This window comes from Rhodococcus ruber NBRC 15591, from assembly GCF_001894945.1.
Taxonomy (GTDB): Bacteria; Actinomycetota; Actinomycetes; order Mycobacteriales; family Mycobacteriaceae; genus Rhodococcus; species Rhodococcus ruber.
In genome coordinates this window covers 129,821-146,089 of the sequence record NZ_BCXE01000020.1, presented here as the reverse complement: position 1 = coordinate 146,089, position 16,269 = coordinate 129,821, and the positions used below count along the sequence as shown (strand labels likewise).

Annotated in this window: 17 protein-coding genes; 8 read left to right on the top strand and 9 right to left on the bottom strand. The window is 72.4% G+C overall.

What is annotated here, in order from left to right:
• Positions 1–15 precede the first annotated feature (15 nt).
• A complete protein-coding gene (locus RR3_RS12940) occupies positions 16–1,011 on the top strand; it encodes a GNAT family N-acetyltransferase (RefSeq protein WP_072786433.1) in 996 nt (331 codons plus the stop codon).
• Between the two features lie 16 nt (positions 1,012–1,027).
• Here RR3_RS12940 and RR3_RS12935 read toward each other — a convergent pair whose 3' ends face one another.
• Positions 1,028–1,846, bottom strand: a complete 819-nt coding sequence (locus RR3_RS12935; RefSeq protein WP_010591939.1) for an alpha/beta fold hydrolase — start codon at positions 1,844–1,846, stop codon at positions 1,028–1,030.
• Positions 1,847–1,901: 55 nt separating this feature from the next.
• Here RR3_RS12935 and RR3_RS12930 point away from each other — a divergent pair, with 55 nt between their 5' ends.
• The 3 genes from RR3_RS12930 to RR3_RS12920 all read left to right on the top strand — a co-directional run bounded on the left by RR3_RS12930 (position 1,902) and on the right by RR3_RS12920 (position 3,982).
• Complete coding sequence (locus RR3_RS12930) at positions 1,902–2,525, top strand: TetR/AcrR family transcriptional regulator (RefSeq protein WP_225222521.1); 624 nt, start codon at positions 1,902–1,904, stop codon at positions 2,523–2,525.
• 90 nt (positions 2,526–2,615) lie between these two features.
• Entirely contained in the window at positions 2,616–2,969 is a 354-nt protein-coding gene (locus RR3_RS12925; protein ID WP_010591941.1) for a GntR family transcriptional regulator, read from the top strand.
• Positions 2,966–3,982, top strand: a complete 1,017-nt coding sequence (locus RR3_RS12920; protein ID WP_064065901.1) for a DUF1648 domain-containing protein — start codon at positions 2,966–2,968, stop codon at positions 3,980–3,982. Before RR3_RS12925 ends, RR3_RS12920 begins: the two co-directional genes overlap by 4 nt.
• Before the next feature lie 67 nt (positions 3,983–4,049).
• On the opposite strand, the gene RR3_RS12915 is transcribed toward RR3_RS12920, so the two are convergent.
• Positions 4,050–5,618: an HD domain-containing phosphohydrolase gene (locus RR3_RS12915; protein ID WP_064065900.1), complete on the bottom strand. Its 1,569-nt coding sequence runs from the start codon at positions 5,616–5,618 to the stop codon at positions 4,050–4,052.
• A 126-nt stretch (positions 5,619–5,744) separates the two neighbouring features.
• Here RR3_RS12915 and RR3_RS12910 point away from each other — a divergent pair, with 126 nt between their 5' ends.
• Both RR3_RS12910 and RR3_RS12905 read left to right on the top strand, forming a co-directional pair.
• Entirely contained in the window at positions 5,745–6,476 is a 732-nt protein-coding gene (locus tag RR3_RS12910; protein ID WP_064065899.1) for a hypothetical protein, read from the top strand.
• Between the two features lie 75 nt (positions 6,477–6,551).
• Positions 6,552–6,959: a hypothetical protein gene (locus tag RR3_RS12905; protein ID WP_228287072.1), complete on the top strand. Its 408-nt coding sequence runs from the start codon at positions 6,552–6,554 to the stop codon at positions 6,957–6,959.
• 57 nt (positions 6,960–7,016) lie between these two features.
• On the opposite strand, the gene RR3_RS12900 is transcribed toward RR3_RS12905, so the two are convergent.
• From RR3_RS12900 to mftA, 7 genes are read right to left on the bottom strand one after another with little or no spacing between them, the layout of a single operon-like run.
• Complete coding sequence (locus RR3_RS12900; protein WP_040272194.1) at positions 7,017–8,987, bottom strand: mycofactocin system FadH/OYE family oxidoreductase 2; 1,971 nt, start codon at positions 8,985–8,987, stop codon at positions 7,017–7,019.
• A complete protein-coding gene (locus RR3_RS12895) occupies positions 8,984–9,796 on the bottom strand; it encodes a mycofactocin-coupled SDR family oxidoreductase (protein ID WP_010591947.1) in 813 nt (270 codons plus the stop codon). Before RR3_RS12895 ends, RR3_RS12900 begins: the two co-directional genes overlap by 4 nt.
• 36 nt (positions 9,797–9,832) lie before the next feature.
• The gene (locus tag RR3_RS12890; protein WP_064065898.1) at positions 9,833–11,731 is read right to left on the bottom strand and encodes a mycofactocin system FadH/OYE family oxidoreductase 1; all 1,899 of its coding nucleotides are present in this window, start codon (positions 11,729–11,731) and stop codon (positions 9,833–9,835) included.
• A gap of 16 nt (positions 11,732–11,747) precedes the next feature.
• Complete coding sequence (mftD, locus tag RR3_RS12885; protein WP_010591950.1) at positions 11,748–12,923, bottom strand: pre-mycofactocin synthase MftD; 1,176 nt, start codon at positions 12,921–12,923, stop codon at positions 11,748–11,750.
• A gap of 37 nt (positions 12,924–12,960) precedes the next feature.
• Entirely contained in the window at positions 12,961–14,208 is a 1,248-nt protein-coding gene (gene mftC / locus RR3_RS12880) for a mycofactocin radical SAM maturase (protein ID WP_010591951.1), read from the bottom strand.
• A gap of 46 nt (positions 14,209–14,254) precedes the next feature.
• Positions 14,255–14,590, bottom strand: a complete 336-nt coding sequence (gene mftB / locus RR3_RS12875; RefSeq protein WP_010591952.1) for a mycofactocin biosynthesis chaperone MftB — start codon at positions 14,588–14,590, stop codon at positions 14,255–14,257.
• A complete protein-coding gene (gene mftA, locus RR3_RS12870; protein ID WP_010591953.1) occupies positions 14,575–14,670 on the bottom strand; it encodes a mycofactocin precursor MftA in 96 nt (31 codons plus the stop codon). Before mftA ends, mftB begins: the two co-directional genes overlap by 16 nt.
• A 123-nt stretch (positions 14,671–14,793) precedes the next feature.
• Here mftA and mftR point away from each other — a divergent pair, with 123 nt between their 5' ends.
• Both mftR and mftM read left to right on the top strand, forming a co-directional pair.
• Positions 14,794–15,453, top strand: a complete 660-nt coding sequence (gene mftR, locus RR3_RS12865) for a mycofactocin system transcriptional regulator MftR (protein WP_010591954.1) — start codon at positions 14,794–14,796, stop codon at positions 15,451–15,453.
• Positions 15,450–16,259: a mycofactocin oligosaccharide methyltransferase MftM gene (gene mftM / locus RR3_RS12860; RefSeq protein WP_010591955.1), complete on the top strand. Its 810-nt coding sequence runs from the start codon at positions 15,450–15,452 to the stop codon at positions 16,257–16,259. Before mftR ends, mftM begins: the two co-directional genes overlap by 4 nt.
• Positions 16,260–16,269 lie beyond the last annotated feature (10 nt).

Below are 16,269 nucleotides of genomic sequence, written 5' to 3'. Positions count from 1 at the left end.
CGCTAGCCTGCGGGCGTGCACATCGAACCGCGTTCCCTCGACGACGCCGCGGTGCACTCGCTCGTCGACGAGGTGCAACTCGAATACGTCCGCCGGTACGGCGGTCCCGACCACACGCTGCTGCACCCGCAGGAGTTCGATCCACCCCACGGCATCTTCCTGCTCGCGTCGCTGGACGACGTCCCGGCCGGCATCGGCGGATGGCGGGCGCGGAACTCGGCGCACCCCGGACTGCGCGACGGCGACGCCGAGATCAAGCGCATGTACGTGCGCGCGGGTCTGCGCCGACGAGGCGTGGCGCGGCGGATCCTGGCCGAGCTCGAGCGCACCGCCGCCGAGGCGGGCCGGCGCCGCATGGTGCTCGAGACCGGCACCGAGCAGCCCGAGGCGCTCGCGATGTACGCGGCGGCCGGGTACGTTCCGCTGGCCGAGCGGTTCGGTGAGTACGCCTGTTCGGACTCGTCGCTGTACTTCGCCAAGGACCTGCCGCCGCAGGACGCCGCGCACCGCATCCGCCCGGCCACCGCGGCGGACCTGCCGCTGCTGCAGGACATCGAACGTGCGGCCGGACGGGCGTTCACCGAGCTCGGCATGGACGCCGTCGCCGACGACGCGCCGCCCACGCTCGCGGAGCTGCGCGAGTACGTGACCGCCGGGCGCGTGTGGGTGGGTACCGACGGTGACGACCGCCCGGTGGCCTACCTACTCGCCGAGATCGTCGGCGGCACCGCCCACGTCGCGCAGGTGTCGGTGCATCCCGAGCACGCGCGCCGCGGGCTCGGCCGGGTCCTGATCGATCACCTCGCGACCTGGGCACGCGTTCGGGCGCTGCCCGCGCTGACGCTGACCACCTTCGTCGACGTCCCCTGGAACGGGCCCTACTACCGGCGGCTCGGCTTCGAGTTCGTGCGCGACGACGACCTCGGTCCGGGCCTGCGCCGGATCCGTCGTGAGGAGGCCGCCCGCGGTCTGGATCGGTGGCCGCGGGCGGTGATGCGACGCGGACTGTGAACGGCGTCGAACGCCGTCACGGGTACTCCGGCACCGACGCCGACCAGAATCGCCGCACCAGATCCGTCGTCTCGGCGGGCGCCTCGAGCGGGACGAGGTACGCGGCGCCGTCCACGACGGCGCACGAGCCCTGCGGCACCAGGCGGCTCGCCGCGCGCGCCTGCTCCGGCGTCCACCCCTTGTGGTCGCTGCCGGTGACGAAGAGGGTCGGCACGGACAGCCCGGGCAGACGGTCGGTCAGATCGGGGCGGTGCAGCGAGATGGAGACGACCGCGTTGCGCAGTGCCGCCCGGTCGGCGCGGACGAGGCAGTCCCCGACGAGGGCGACCGCCTCCGGATCGCGTTTCCTCGTTGCGGCGGAGAGCAATACGTTCGTCACCCCCGAGCGGATGAAGCCGACGGGGCCGAGCATCCGGTGGGCGGCGAGGAGGAATACCGTGCGTGCGCGCTCCGTCCGGTTCAGCGCCTGGACGGGCGTCCCCAGCGTCACCAGCGTCCGGCAGCGCGGCGCCGCGTCGGTCGCGAAGACGATGCCGATGTGGCCGCCCCAGGCGTTGCCGATCCAGTCGACGGGTTCGTCGACGCCGAGTTCGTCGAGTATCGTTCCGGCCGCCGCGGCGCATTCGGCGAGGGTGTAGCGCCGGCCGGGATCATCGCTCGCCCCGTGCCCCGGGCCGGTGACGGACACGACCCGCCGTTCGGTTGCCAGCTCGTCTTCGACTCGGCCCCAGGATCTTTCGTCGACGAACAGGCTGTGCCACAGCACGGCGGTCGGACCCTGGCCCCGCACTCGCACGGCCAGCGAGCCCACTCCGGTCGAGATCTTCCGGGTCATCGCCCTCACCGCCTCCGGTTCCCGGTTGACATTGTCAAGTGCTATGGTCCTCCGCATGGTTGACAGTGTCAATGGGGGCCCGGGAGCCGGGCGGACGAGCCCGAGCCTCGACGAACGCCTGCTCCAGACCGCACTCGAGCAGTTGCGCGAGGAGCCCGCGGAACGGCTCAGCCTGCGCCGGGTGGCACAACAACTGGACGTGAGCCACCAGGCGCCCTACGTGCACTTCGGCACCAAGCGCCGGTTCCTCGCGGCGGTGGCCGGGACCGGACTCCGGCGGGCCGCGGCGACGGCCGCCGCCGCCGTCGAAGCCGCAGGCCCCGACCCCCTGCACCGGCTCCACGCCCTCGCCGGCGCCTACGTGCGCTTCGTGCGGGACAACCCGCACGTGCACGACCTGGCCTACGGGCCCACGGTCGACAAGGCCGACCACCCACGCCTGCAGCAGGCCGCGGCCGACTACTGGGAGCTGCTGCACGACACCGTCGCGGCCTGCCAACCCGCAGGCATCGACGAAGCCGACGTTCTGCGACGGTGCGCGGCCGCGTGGGGCACCGTCTACGGCATCGCCCGGTTGGCCGCACTGCACCAGATCCCGGCCTCGGTCCCCGCCGACAGGGACGCGCTGCTGCACGAGGCACTCGACATGCTCCATCGCGGATGGCAGGCCCGCGACTGAGTCCCCCGCCCGGCTCGGCAGCGACCGGACGCACCAGCCGCTGCAAATAGCCGACTTGTTCTATCTCAAATAGAACAATATGCTGGTGTCGTGCTCATCAGACTGGATCCGAACTCGCCGGACCCGCTGTTCGTGCAGCTGGCTGCGGCCGTGCGCGGCGCGGTGGCCCGCGGCGAGGTCCGGGCGGGCGAGCGCCTCCCCGGTGCACGCGACCTGGCCGCCTCGCTCGGCCTCAACGTCCACACCGTGCTGCGGGGCTATCAGCAGCTGCGCGACGAAGGCCTGGTGGAGCTGCGTCGCGGACGCGGTGCGGTCGTCACCGATCGCGCCGAAACCGGCTATGCCGCCGTTCATTCCGCCGTCGCTGAGGTCGTCGCGCACGCCAAGCGCGTCGGGCTGAGCGCCGACGGCCTCGTCGACCTGATCAGAGCGGAGTACAGATGACAGACGATCCCGGCACCGGCGGGCGCCCCGCCGGCCGTATCCTCCTCGGTTCCACGGTCGCCCCGCTGGGCGTCGCCGCCGCCGGCGCGCTCGTGCTCCGGAACTGGCGTGCGCAACTGCCGGATCCGATCGCGACGCACTGGAACCTCGACGGCACCGCGGACGGATTCGCCGGACTCCCCGCAACCATCGCGCTGGTGCTGGGATTCGGTGCGCTGTTCGCCGCCCTCGGTTTCGGTCTCGCCCGGGCTGCCGCCGCCGACCCCGCCCTCACCCGCGCGGTCGCCGCGACCGTCACCGGCACCGTCGCGTTCGTGACCACCCTGATCGTGCTGGCGACCGGCTCGCAACGGGGTCTCGCCGACGCCGCCGCAGCCGCACCGCCGGGGACGTCGCTCCTCGCCGCACTCGGCGTCGGCCTCGCCCTCGGGGCCGCCGCCGCCGCGGCGATACCACGGTGGTCGCGGGGACCCGCCACTCCCCCGGCCGCGGAGGCACCACGAATTCCGGTCGGCACAGACGAACTCGTGGTGTGGACCCGCTCGGTGGCCACCGGCAACGTCACGACGAGTGCGCTGGTCGCGGCGATCGGCCTCGTCGCCGCGATGGGCGTGCTGACCCGGCTGTGGATCCTGCTGGGCCTGGCCGTGCTGCTCGCGGTGCTGGTGGCTGCGACCTGCTCGATCCGCGTCACCGTCGACGCCCGCGGGGTCACCGTCGCGGGAATGTTCGGGTGGCCGCACCTGCACACTCGGCTCGGTGACATCGCCTCCGCCTCCGTCACCGACGTGGCACCGCTGCGGCACTTCGGTGGCTACGGATACCGCATGGCAGTGTTCGGCCCGCTGCGCGGTGCACGGGGGTTCGTCCTGCGCGGTGGCCCTGCCCTGGTGCTGCACCGGCGCGACGGCGCGCGCACCCTGGTCGTGGTCGACGACGCCGCGACCGCCGCCGGACTCGTCAACAGTCTCGTGGAGCGGAGGGGCGGCGCCAGGACCGACCCGAGCCGCTGAACCCGGCCGGGCGGGAGCACCGCGACACCCGGCCGTGCACCGTTCGTGGCCGTCGTCCGCCCGTGGTTCACCACGCCAGCCCGAGGTCGACGGCGGCCAGGCCGGCCCGCGTGCGGTTGTCCACCCCGAGCTTGACGTAGACGCGCTCGACGTGGTTGCGCGCCGTCTTCTCCGCGATGCACAACTCTGCGGCGATCTGCCGGTTGGAGCGGCCCCGGGCGACGAGCCGCAACACCGCCACCTCCCGGGCGGTCAGTCCGGCCGGCCAGGGCGCGCGTCGCACCTGCCGGTGCCCGGCCGCCGTCAGCACCGCCTCGACGGCCTCGGCGTCGAGGCGGCCGCCGCGGGCCTCTCGCCGCAGGCGCTCCGCCGCGTGATCGGGGGTGAGCGCATCACGATGCGGCCGGGGTTCCCCGAAGCGCTGGTACGTCTCCGCCGCGGCGAGCAGCCGATCGGCGACACTCAGGTCGCGGCCGCGGACGCCGTTGGGATATCCGGAGCCGTCGAGGCGTTCGCGGTGCGTGGTCGCGACGGCGACGACGTCCTCCATGCCGGTGACACGGCTGAGGATCCGCCCGGTCAGGTACGGATACAGCCGGACCCGCTCCCATTCGGTGGCGGTGAGCGGACCGGGCTTCTCCCAGATCCGGTTGGACACCCCCATTCGCCCGAGACCGTGGACGAGACCGGCCCGGTAGAGCACCGCGGTGTCCGTCTCCGGCAGGCCGCGCAGGCGACCCGCCGCCGCCGCGAGGTCGGCGACGGACCGCGAATGGCCCAGCAGGAAAGGGACTTTCAGGTCGACAAAGTCCGCCGTCGCGCGCAGCAGCGCGTCGAGTTCGCCGTCGGCGAGGACGCACTCACGGTCGGGTGCCCGATCCAGTGCCGCCGCCCATGCGTCCCGTTCGAGCAGATCGTGGGTGAACTCGTCCGCACCCTCCCGGAACACCCGTGCCACCCGCGGACAGAACTGGGTCCCGCTGCGCGCTCGGGCGACCTCGACGGCCCGCCACGGCCCGCCGGTTCGCAGATGGACCTCGCAGACCTCCGCCAGGTGCACGATGTGCATCTCGAGCGGGATGTCGTCGCCGCGTACCCCCGCGGGTAGCCCGGCCCCGTCCCATCGTTCGAACGCATAGGCCAGGACCGCACCCACCTGCCGGTCGAGGCCCACCCGGTCGGACAGCGCTCCCGCCGACGCGCAGTGCGAACCGATCAGTTCGGCCATGCGACGGCGGGCGGTCAGCAGGAACGCGGCGACCTCGAGTCCGCGACGCGGGCCGTCGAGCCCGCGCCCGACGTGACCCGTCAGCATCCGCAGGAACGGCAACCCCGTCATGTCGACCCCGTAGGTGTCGGCGCGGAGTGCGATGTCGTCGCCGAACACCTGCGCCAGTTCGTGCGAGTCGGCGTGGCATCCGATCCAGGCGACGAGGTTCGCGTAGTAGACGACGGCCTGCTGCCGGGCGTCCAGCCCCATGCGCTCGGCGATCCGTCCGGCCAGTACGGCGGAGCGCAGCATGTGCTCCATGGGCTGCCCCAGGCCCAGGTCGATCGCCAGGGACAGCGCTGCGAGCAACTCGGCGCGCCGCGGCCCGTCCCGCGGCGCCGGAGACGACCCGCTCCTGCGCTGCACGGCTCCATTGTCCTCCGCCGCGGGAATCGGGGGCCCGCCCGGGCAAAAGATGAGGCATCGGCCCCATGCCTTCCGGACACGACACGGCGCACGATCGGAACAACCGAAACACCGCAGGAGGACGACATGAAGACCACGCCGCGAGCAGCCGCCGAGGAGCCCCGCGCCCTGGCCGGGGTCGCCGGGGAACGGTTCACCGGATACGCGGTGATCGGTGCACCGTTCGCCAGTGGGCACTGTCTGGCACTGCGCCGGTTCACCGCCGGATCGGTGGGCCCGGCCTTCACCTCGGTCTGGCATCGCGACCCGCACGGCCGGTGGACCGTCTACAGCGATGCCGCGCCGGAGCACGGATGCCCCCGCTACCTCGGCGCCGCCCTCAGCCGGACGGTGCGCACCGACGTCGCCGCCGCATGGACCGGCCCGTCCCGCCTGCACATCACGGCCGGCGACGACGTCGTCTGGGACGTAGAGGTGACCTCGTCGCCGTCCACCGCCCTGGCGACCCTGACCGGTCGGCTTCTACCCGACCGCATACGGCACCACCCCGCGGCCCTGGCCGCGGTGGCGCGCCTCGCCGGGCCGGTCCTGGGCGCCGGCCGGATCCGCCTCACCGGGGACGTACCGAACGGACAGTGGTTCCGTGCCGCACCGCGCCGGTTGTGGTCCGTCCGCACCGTCGCCGCGACGGTGGGCGGCGTCGACCTCGGCGACGAAGGGCCGCTGCCCGAACAGGAGCGGCTCGGCGATTTCCGGATTCCCCAGCGCGCCCTGTTCGCGACCGTCGACGCGTGGTTCGAACCGTTCGATCCGCAGCGGCACGCGCCGGCGTGCCCGGGCGATGCGCTCACCTGCTGACCCGCGCCGGCACTTGCGCGTGCGATGATCTTGTGGACCATCGAGGGGGTGCCATTGTCTGAAAGCATCGTGCCGGTGACGAGTAGACGAACCACACGGGGGGCGTCCGACGATCCCGTGTACGTGCCGCTGCGCAGCATCTCCGGAGCGGCGACGACGCTGCAGGAGGCGGTGGCGCGGCAGAACGCCACGGACTACTACGAGGTCCGCGCGGCGATGGACGCGGAGTACTACTGGCGCGCCGTGGTGCAGACCTTCCAGATCGCCGACGAGTCGTTCCTGCACGCCTCCCGCGGCACCCAGGACGGTGCCGACATCTCCGCCCACGTGATGGCCCGTGCCGCGGACTGGGTGGCGAAGACGGAACTCGCCGTGGAAGGCACCCGGATGTACGGGGCCCTGGTCGCGTTCACCCAGGGCGTGGGTGACGGGTACGCGGCGGTCGAGTCCTGGGCCGAGGCCACCAAGCGCGCGAGCCGATAGGCCGCTGCGCGGCCCGTGCGCGTTTCCGGTAGCGGTGGCTACCGGAAACGCGCACGGCTAGAAGTGGATCGCGGCGCGCTCGCCCTCGACGATCGCGGCGTCCGCGCGCCGCGGGGTGAGCGCATCACCGATCCGCACGACGTGGAAGGCGCTGTCGCGCAAGGCTGTCCAGAGTTCGTCCACCGGATCCTGATGGGTGGCCACCACCACCCGGTCGACCGTGCGCTGGTGCGCGACGGCGGTCGGGTGGTGCCGCAGCGCCACGTCGAGCCTGCCGTCGCGTTCGGCGACGGCGGTGACGAGCGTGTCGGTCAGCTGTTCGATGCCGAGGGTGTACGCCCGGCGGGTCCAGCCCTCCATGTCGAGGGTCAGCCCGAGGTCCTGGCCGACGATCATCCCGGCCGTGCAGACGGTGACCGCGGCGCCGCGGCCGGCGAGCAACTCCGCCACGGACGTCGCGTGGTGGAAGCCCAGGTCGTCGACGACGAGGACGTCGCCGTGCGGTGACACCCGGTCGTCGAGGACGTCGCGGACGTCGACGACGAGGTCGGTGTCGCCGGCCCAGTCCGGGCGCCGCGGTCGCGCACCGGTCGCGACGACGACCGCGTCGGGATGCGCGTCGCGCACGACCGCGGCGTCGACGTGCACGCCGGTGCGGATCTCCACGCCCGCGCGCCGGCACTCGATCTCGAGACTGCGGACCAGACCGCCGAGCTCGCCGCGGCCCGGCGCGGTTGCGGCCGTGCGGATCTGCCCGCCCAGCACATCCGCGCTCTCACAGAGGGTGACCCGGTGCCCGCGCTGCGCGGCGGTCGCGGCGGCGCGCAGCCCGGCCGGGCCGCCACCGACGACGAGGATCCGCCGGCCGGGCCGGCGAGGATCGGGCAGCGGCTGCGCCTCGCGTCCGGCGCGAGGGTTGGCCACGCAGCCGATCCACCGCCCGAGGCCGACCCGCCCGATGCACTCCTGGTTGCAGGCCAGGCACGGGCGCACCGCCTCGTCGTCGCCGGCGAGGGCTTCGGCGGCGAAGTCGGGATCGGCGATCTGGCCGCGCACGACGCCGAGGAGGTCGCAGCGCCCGGCGGCGAGCGCCGCCTCGGCCTGCGCCGGGGTCGTGAAGCGACCGACGCCGACCACCGGCAGGCGCACCCGCCGCCGGATCGCGTCGGGCACGAAGAGCGCGTAGCCGTGCGGCGTCGCCATGGACGCCTCGATCAGGTGCAGCGTCTCGGTGGCCACGCCGATCGAGGTGTTGACGTAGTCGACGTGCCCGCTGTCCTCGACCAGGGCGGCGAGCGCGACTGCGTCGTCGAGGGTGATCCCGCCGTCGGTGCCGTCGTGCCCGCTGAGCCGGACCCCCACGACCAGGCCGGGCCCGACGGCCGCGCGCAGCGCCGCGACGACCTCGAGCAGGAACCGTGCCCGGTTCCGGAGCGGGCCGCCGTACCGGTCGGTGCGGCGGTTGGTGCCGGGCGACAGGAACTGCCGCACGATCGACGCCTGCGAGCACTGCAGTTCGACACCGTCGAACCCGCCGGCACGGCAGTGTGCGGCGACGCGGGCATACCCGTCGACGAGCTCGCGGATCTCGTGCTCCTCGACGGCCTTGGGCACCTCCCGGAACAGCGGGTCGGGCACGGCGCTCGGGGCCCACAGCGGCAGGCCGGTGTACATGCCGGAGCCCTGGGCGCCGTTGTGGTTGAGCTGCGCGAGGATTCGCCCCCCGTGGCCGTGCACGGCCTCGGTGATGCGCCGGTAGCCGGGCACCACGGCGGGGTCGTAGCCGCGGATGAGCTTCTCGTAGGGCCGGTCCGTCGGATGCACGGTGTGTTCCTCGGAGACGATCAGACCGGCCCCGCCGCGGGCCCGCGCGGCGTAGTAGGCGGCGTGCTGTGCGGTCGGCAGGCCGTCGACGGCGAAGTTGGTCAGGTGCGCGGAGAACACCACCCGGTTGCGCAGCGTGACCGGGCCGAGCCGCAGCGGGGCGGCCAGCCGCGGGTACGGTCGGGCGGAGCGGGGCTCGCTCACACCTTCGAGTTCCCCTGGTCGAGGGCCATCTGGCTGCCGGTGATCGTCCTGGCCCGGTCGCTCGCGAGGAACAGCACGGCCTCGGTGATGTCGTCGACGTCGGCGATCGGCTTCTCGGTGAGGATCGGCGCGAAGCTCGGCAACCAGTGCGGGTACTTCTCGAACATCTTCAGCGCACCGTGGTCGGTGCCCATCGGCGTGTTCACGCCGTAGGGGTGGATGGAGTTGACCCGGATGCGGTACTCACCGAGCTCCTTGGCGGCGGTCTGGGTCAGGCCGACGAGGCCGAACTTCGCAGCGGCATAGTTGGCCTGGCCGGGCATGGCCTTCAGACCCGCGACGGAGCTGACGACGACGATCGACCCGCCGTTGCCGGCCTCGATCATGGCGGGCGTGGCGGCCTTGAGGGTCTTGAAGACGCCGGTGAGGTTGATGTCGATCAGTTCCTCGAACTGCTCGTCGGGCATCTCCCAGAAGCGGTTCCAGTTGCAGATGCCCGCGTTGGCGACGACGACGTCGAGGCGGCCGAACTGGGCGACGCCCTCGTCGACGACGGCCTGCAGGGCGGCGCTGTCGCGGACGTCGGCGATGCGGGCGTGGATCTTCGCGCCTTCGGCCTCGACGAGCTGGACGGTTTCGTGGAAGTCGGCTTCGGTGACCGGCGCGTACGTGTTGTACGCCGAGACGGGTCCGGCGATGTCGACGCCGATGATCGAGGCGCCCTCCCGCGCGAACCGGATCGCGTGGTTGCGGCCCTGGCCGCGCGCGATACCCGTGATGAACACGACCCTGCCGTCGAACTCGCCCATGTGCCGATCCTTCCGATCCCAGCGTTTTGGAACAGGTTACAGTTCGGATCCGAGTGCGTGGCCCTCGCGTACCGCGTGGTGGACACTGCGCGGCGCGAGGCAGTCCCCGATCCGCACGAGCCCGGTGCGGTAGAGGCTGTCCTCCGGCAGACCCGGGGCGCAGTCGACGAGCAGCGCGCCCGCGACGTCGGTGCGCTGCCCGGTCAGCCGGTGCTCGAGTTCGACGGCGTCGGCGCCGACCCGGCGCACGGTGACCCCCAGATGCCGGGTGACTCCCGCTCGCTGGAGCCGGGCGTTGGCCGCGACCAGGTCGCCCGTCGGCGCGAGCCGGGCACCGGCGATCGGGTCCGTCGTCGCATACGAGACGTCGTACCCCTGGGCGGCGAGTTGTTCCGCGATGCCCACGGCGACGGGCCCGCCGACCGGATCCCACACCACCACCGGCCGCACGGGGATCGGGCCGCCGGCGAGCAGCCCCGCGGCGGTCACGACGTGCCCGTCCTCCGCCGGGTACTCGGGGGGCCGGTCGCGGCTGCCGGTCGCGAGCACGACGACCGTCCCCTGGGCGGCGGCCGCGTCGAGGTCCGCGGCGGCGACGGCGCTGCGGGTGTCGATCCGCACGCCGAGCGCGCGGCAGCGGACCTCGAGCCAGTCGACGAGTGCGGAGAGCGTGTCGCGTCCCGTGCCCACCGCCGCGGTGCGCAGCATCCCGCCCACGCGCCCGGCGCGTTCGACGAGACGGACCCGGTGACCGCGTTCGGCCAGCACGCGGGCGGCCTCGAGCCCGGCAGGCCCCCCACCGACGACGAGTACGTCGCGCGTCACGGCCGTCGGGGGCTGCGGAGTGCGGGTCTCGTGCCCGGCCTCCGCGTTGCCGATGCAGCCGACCCGGGGATTGCGGAAGTCGCGCACCAGGCAGGCCTGATTGCATCGCACGCACGGCCGGGGGGTGTGCCCGTCGCGCACGGCGGCGACGAGGTCCGGATCGGCGATCTGCGCGCGGGTCATCTCCACCAGGTCGCACACTTCGTCGTCGAGGGCGCGCTGCGCGGCGACGGGCTCGACGATGCTGCCCTGCAGGACGACGGGCACGGCGCCGGCCACGGCATCGCGGACGGCGCGGCACAGCCCGGTGTTGAACCCGGCCGGGGTGTGGGCGTCGGGCCGGTACACGCCGGGGGCGTAGAGTCCGCCGCGCACGACGGTGAGCAGATCCAGGTGCGGGGCGAGCACGGACGCGTGACCGGCGGCCTGCTCCGGTGTGATGCCGGCCCAGGGCGCCTCCTCGTCGCAGCTCAGGCGCAGCGCCAGGATCCGGCCGGGACCGAGTTCGGCGCGCACGGCCGCGATCACCTGTCGCAGCAGCAACGACCGGTCGGCACCGTAGCGGTCGGTGCGCCGGTTGGTCAGTCCCGAGAGGAACTGGCGCAGCAGCGAGTTCGGCCCCGCGTCCAGCTCGATTCCGTCGACGTCTGCCGCGACCGCGACGGCGGCGCCGGCGGCGAACCCCTCGACCAGCTCCCCGATCTCGTCGTCGCCGACCTCCATCGGCAGTTCGCGCCCGGCCGGATCGGCCACCCGCGACGGTGCCCACAGCGGAGCCTGCGTCCACGCACTCGACCCCTGCAGGCCGGCATGGCCGAGCCCGGCGAGCACGAGGGTGCCGTGGGGCCGGCACGCGGCGACGATCGACGCCCATCCGGGGCCGCCCTCCGCGGCCAGGGGTGCCCGCTCGTACGGCTGGTCGTGCGGGTGCACGGAGGCGACCTCGGTGACGAGCAACCCGGCTCCGCCGCGGGCGCGGCGCTCGTAGTACGCCACGTGTTCAGGCGAAAAGGCCCTCCCCACACCGAGGTTGGTTTCGTGCGGTCCGAAGAGCACCCTGGCCGGCGCGTCGCGGCCGGCCAGGGTGATCGGTTCGGTGAGAGTGCCCATCGGCAGAGGGGACCGCTCAGATTCCGAGGTCGCGCCGGAAGTTCGGCGGGACGACGATGTCGTCGGGGGTCAGCTCGTGGATCGACGTCTTGCCGAGTCCGATGAGCGCCGAGCCGATGCCCCCGGCGAGGATGTCGAGGACGTTCTCCACGCCCGCCTGCCCGTTGGCGGCGAGGCCCCACAGGTACGCGCGGCCGATCAGGACGGCCTTGGCGCCGAGCGCGAGGGCCTTGACGACGTCGCTACCGCGCCGGATGCCGCCGTCGAGCAGCACCTCCACGTCCTTGCCGACCGCGTCGGCGATCGCCGGGAGCGCGCGGATCGGGGCCGGGGTGCCGTCGAGGTTGTTGCCGCCGTGGTTGGACACCGAGATCGCGGTGACGCCGGCGTCGACTGCGCGCTTGGCGTCGTCGACCCGCATCACGCCCTTGAGCATGAACGGCGCGTCGCCCCACTGCTCGCGCAGCCACGCGACGTCCTCCCACGTGGGCAACGGGGTGCCCATCCATTCACCGTAGGCGCCGAAGAACGTCGGCGCGCTGCCACCGGGCGGCGTCAGGTTCGGCGTGGTCAGGTCCGGCACCTTGCCGGTCTTGGCCCAGTCGAGCAGCCAGCTCGGCCGCAGGATGCCCTCGGGTGCGAACCGGAACATCGCCTTGAGGTCCATCTTCTCCGGGATCGCGGGGCTGCCCCAGTCCCGGCCGTTGGAGAACGACCAGTCCAGGGTCATGATCAGGCCCTTGGCGCCGGCCGCCCGGGCGCGCTCCATCCGCTGGACGAGCACGTCCCGGCTGCCCACCCAGTACATCTGGAAGAAGGTCTTGTCGTTGGCGGCGGAGACCTCTTCGATGGACTTGCTCGCGAACGAGCTCAGACCCATCGCGACGCCGCGGGCCGCGGCGGCACGGGCGACGGCGACCTCGCCGTCGGGGTGCACCGCCTGCACTCCGGTCGGGGAGATCAGCACGGGCATGCCGACGTCCTGCCCCATGACGTGGGTGCCCATCTCGCGCTTGTCGGACAGGCCCGCGACGTGCGGGGCGAAGCCGAGCTCGGCGAACGCGGCCGTGTTGTCCTCGACGGTGATGCCCTTCTCGGAGCCGGCCACGAGGGCCCCGTAGACGGACTTGGGGAGCTTCTTCTTCGCGCGTTGCTGCGCGACCGCAACGGTTTCGAACCAGTCGTTGCCCATGGGGGATCTGCCTCTCGTACTGCGGGGAAGGCGCCGGCTACTGCATTCCGGCGAGCGGGTTCTCGTCGCACGCCCGCGACGGCGGGCGCACCATCAGCTTCAGGGGGACGGGGGCGCGCGGGGTGCGGCGCTCGCCGGTGCGGGAATGGTCGACACTGGACTTGGGCACGGTGCGGTCGGCGCTGAGCGCGGATTCGCCGTAGCCCTGGACACATTCGGGGTCCGGCCCGTCCATCGGCAGACCGGTGAAGAACTTGGCGGCCATGCAGCCGCCGCGGCACGAATCGTAGAACGTGCACTTGCTGCACGCACCGCCGGTCTGCGGGGAGCGCAGCTCGGTGAACAGTTCCGAATGCTGCCATACCTGCTGGAATCCGCCGTCGGACAGGATGTTTCCGGCGAGGAACTTGTCGTGGATCGCGAACGGGCAGGCATAGACGTCGCCGACCGGGTCGATCAGGCACACCACCCGGCCCGCGCCGCACAGGTTCAGCCCCGGCAGCGCGCCGGCACCGTCGGCCCCGCCGAACGCGGACAGGTGGAAGAACGAGTCGCCGGTGAGCACGCCCTCGCCGTGGGCGACGAGCCAGTTGTAGAGCTGGCGTTGCTGCTCGTGGGTGGGGTGCAGGTCGTCCCACACGTCCACGGCGCGGCCCGACGGGCGCAGCCGGGTGATGCGCAGGGTGGCGCCGTACCTGTCGGCCAGGGCCTTGAACTCGTCGAGCTGGTCGACGTTGTGGCGGGTGACGACGACGGAGATCTTCGCGTCGCGGAAGCCCGCCTCGGCGAGATTCTCGAGTGCCCGTACGGCCATCGCGAACGAACCGGGGCCGCGCACGGCGTCGTTGACCTCGGCGGTGGCGCCGTCGAGCGAGATCTGCACGTCGACGTAGTCCGAGGCCGCCAGCCGCGCGGCGACCTTCTTGTCGATCTTGACGCCGTTGGTGGAGAACTTCACGCCCACCTGGTGTTCGGTGGCGTAGTCGACGAGCTCCCAGAAGTCCGAGCGCACGGTCGGCTCGCCGCCGCCGATGTTGACGTAGAACACCTGCATGCGCTGCAGCTCGTCGATGATGGCCTTGCACTGTTCGGTGGTCAGCTCACGCGGGTCCCGCCGACCGGACGAGGACAGGCAGTGCACGCACGACAGGTTGCAGGCGTAGGTCAGCTCCCACGTCAGGCAGATGGGGGCGTCGAGGCCCTTCTCGAACTGGTCGACCAGGCGGCCGACCTTCGGTGGGGCGGAAGCGTCTCGTACTGCGGCGGATTCGAGCACTGAGGTCATGGGCTGCGTCCTCGTCGGTGGCGGGCGGGAGGTGTGCGGGCAGGGTCTAGGCCGGCACGATCATGTGGGAGTCGGCCAGCGTGGCCAGCGCACGCAGGTACGGACGCTGCGCGGGCTCGTCGATTCCGTGGGCAGCGAGCGCAGCCCGTACGGACGGATGCTGATCGAGGGTTTCGACGACCCGGACGATCGTGGTGTTCTTCAGGAACGAGAGCTTGCGGGTCCCGAAGTGGTAGAGCAACGCCCCGAACGGCTCGGGGCGAAGCGCTACCTGCGGGTGCAGCCTCCACGTCGTGTCCGGATCGAACCCTGCCGAGTCGTCCTCGGTCGAGTCGATCACGGTGGCGGCGGCGTCGGCGGGCACGATCAGTACACGCCGCACATGCCGTCGATGGAGACCTCTTCCACGAGGGACTCCTCGATCAGGTCGGACTCGACGACGCTGTTGTCACGATCGGACATGCATTCCTCCTCGAATGGGGACTCCACGGTCGGAGTCGGTCGTCACAGGCCTGTTGCGCTGTGACTCGGTTCACCACTGTAATGGCATCGAGTGCAGAATGTCACCCATGGAAGGCTCACACCATGCGTAGCCGCCGGAAACCGTCCGCTCGGATAGGTCGTCGCCCCTCCACCTCGAGGGAGGGCCTCAGTGCGATCGGCATCGAACTGTTCCGCACCCAGGGGTTCGACGAGACCAGCGTCGACCAGATCGCGGAGACCGCGGGAATCGCCCGGCGCACCTTCTTCCGGTACTTCCCGTCCAAGAACGCCGTGCCCTGGGGCGACTTCGACGCCCATCTCGAGCAGATGCGCGCCCATCTCGACGCCCTGCCGCCCGAGGTGCCCCTCGCCGAGGCACTGACCTCGGCACTGCTGGACTTCAACACCTTTCCCGCCTCGGAGGCGACGTTGCACCGCGACCGCATGGGCCTGATCCTGCGGGTCCCGGCGCTGCAGGCGTACTCGGTGGTGATGTACGAGGGCTGGCGCCGCGTGATCGCGGAGTACGTCGCGCACCGCATCGGAGGTGCCACGGAGGACCACTACCCGCGCACCGTGGGCTATCTCGTCCTCGGCGTCGCGATGGCGGCGTACGAGCAGTGGCTCGCCGACGACTCCCTCGCCCTGCCCGATCTCTTGTCGGCCGGCATGCGCGCCCTCTACAGTGGCCTCGACGCGGCCGCGCCGTCCATCACCGGCCCCGACGTCCCCACCTCATCGAAAAAGGCTGCGCTGCAATGACTGTGCTCGACTCTCTCGCCCCCTGCCCGACCGGCCGGTGGTCGCACGCCCACGTCACGGTGGAACGGGTACCTGCGGGCCCGATCTCGCTGCGGCGCGACGCGGGACGACTGCACGTCACGCATTCCCTCGGACCGGAGGACCTCAGCGAACGCCTGGTCGCCGACGTCACCGCCTCGATCGCCGGCAGCGACCTCGGCCGGGAGGAGTTCGAGCTGACGATGGTCGGGCTGGTGCGCTCCACCGTGCCGGGCGCCCTCGATTCGTGGGTCACCTACTACCGCAACTCGCTGACCGAACTGCTCGACGGCACGGCCGAGTTCGCCCCGATCCACGACAAGGCCGCCGAACTCGTCCGTGGCCGCGTCCTCGATCTCGGCTCGTGCTTCGGGTTCCTCCCCCTGCGCCTGGCCCGCGCCGGGGTCGCCGTGACCGCCACCGACATCCTGCCCGGCACCATGACCCTGCTCGACGCGGTCGCGCCCCGCCTCGGCCTCGCGGTGGACACCCTCGTGTGCGACGCGGCCCACGTGCCCGTGCCCGACGACAGCGCCGATACCGTCACCGCGATCCACCTGCTCGAGCACGTCGACGCGGCCACCGGCGCGGCGGTCGTCGCCGAGGCGCTGCGGATCGCCCGGGAACGCGTGGTGATCGCCGTGCCGTTCGAGGACGAGGCCACGGCCTGCCACGGCCACGTACGCACGTTCGACCTGCCGGCCCTGCACACCCTCGGCGAATCGACCGGCCGCGCCTTCGAGGCCTTCGAACACCACGGCGGCTGGCTCGTGCTCGACGCGCGGTGACCGAACGGCG

What these genes read in the sequence shown, in the direction of transcription:
- RR3_RS12910 (WP_064065899.1), top strand. Translation starts at nt 5,745, where the DNA reads ATGAAGACCACGCCGCGAGCAGCCGCCGAGGAGCCCCGCGCCCTGGCC.
- mftR (WP_010591954.1), top strand. Translation starts at nt 14,794, where the DNA reads ATGCGTAGCCGCCGGAAACCGTCCGCTCGGATAGGTCGTCGCCCCTCC.
- RR3_RS12935 (WP_010591939.1), bottom strand. Translation starts at nt 1,846, where the DNA reads ATGACCCGGAAGATCTCGACCGGAGTGGGCTCGCTGGCCGTGCGAGTG.
- RR3_RS12895 (WP_010591947.1), bottom strand. Translation starts at nt 9,796, where the DNA reads ATGGGCGAGTTCGACGGCAGGGTCGTGTTCATCACGGGTATCGCGCGC.
- RR3_RS12890 (WP_064065898.1), bottom strand. Translation starts at nt 11,731, where the DNA reads ATGGGCACTCTCACCGAACCGATCACCCTGGCCGGCCGCGACGCGCCG.
- mftM (WP_010591955.1), top strand. Translation starts at nt 15,450, where the DNA reads ATGACTGTGCTCGACTCTCTCGCCCCCTGCCCGACCGGCCGGTGGTCG.
- mftD (WP_010591950.1), bottom strand. Translation starts at nt 12,923, where the DNA reads ATGGGCAACGACTGGTTCGAAACCGTTGCGGTCGCGCAGCAACGCGCG.
- mftC (WP_010591951.1), bottom strand. Translation starts at nt 14,208, where the DNA reads ATGACCTCAGTGCTCGAATCCGCCGCAGTACGAGACGCTTCCGCCCCA.
- mftA (WP_010591953.1), bottom strand. Translation starts at nt 14,670, where the DNA reads ATGTCCGATCGTGACAACAGCGTCGTCGAGTCCGACCTGATCGAGGAG.
- RR3_RS12930 (WP_225222521.1), top strand. Translation starts at nt 1,902, where the DNA reads ATGGTTGACAGTGTCAATGGGGGCCCGGGAGCCGGGCGGACGAGCCCG.
- RR3_RS12920 (WP_064065901.1), top strand. Translation starts at nt 2,966, where the DNA reads ATGACAGACGATCCCGGCACCGGCGGGCGCCCCGCCGGCCGTATCCTC.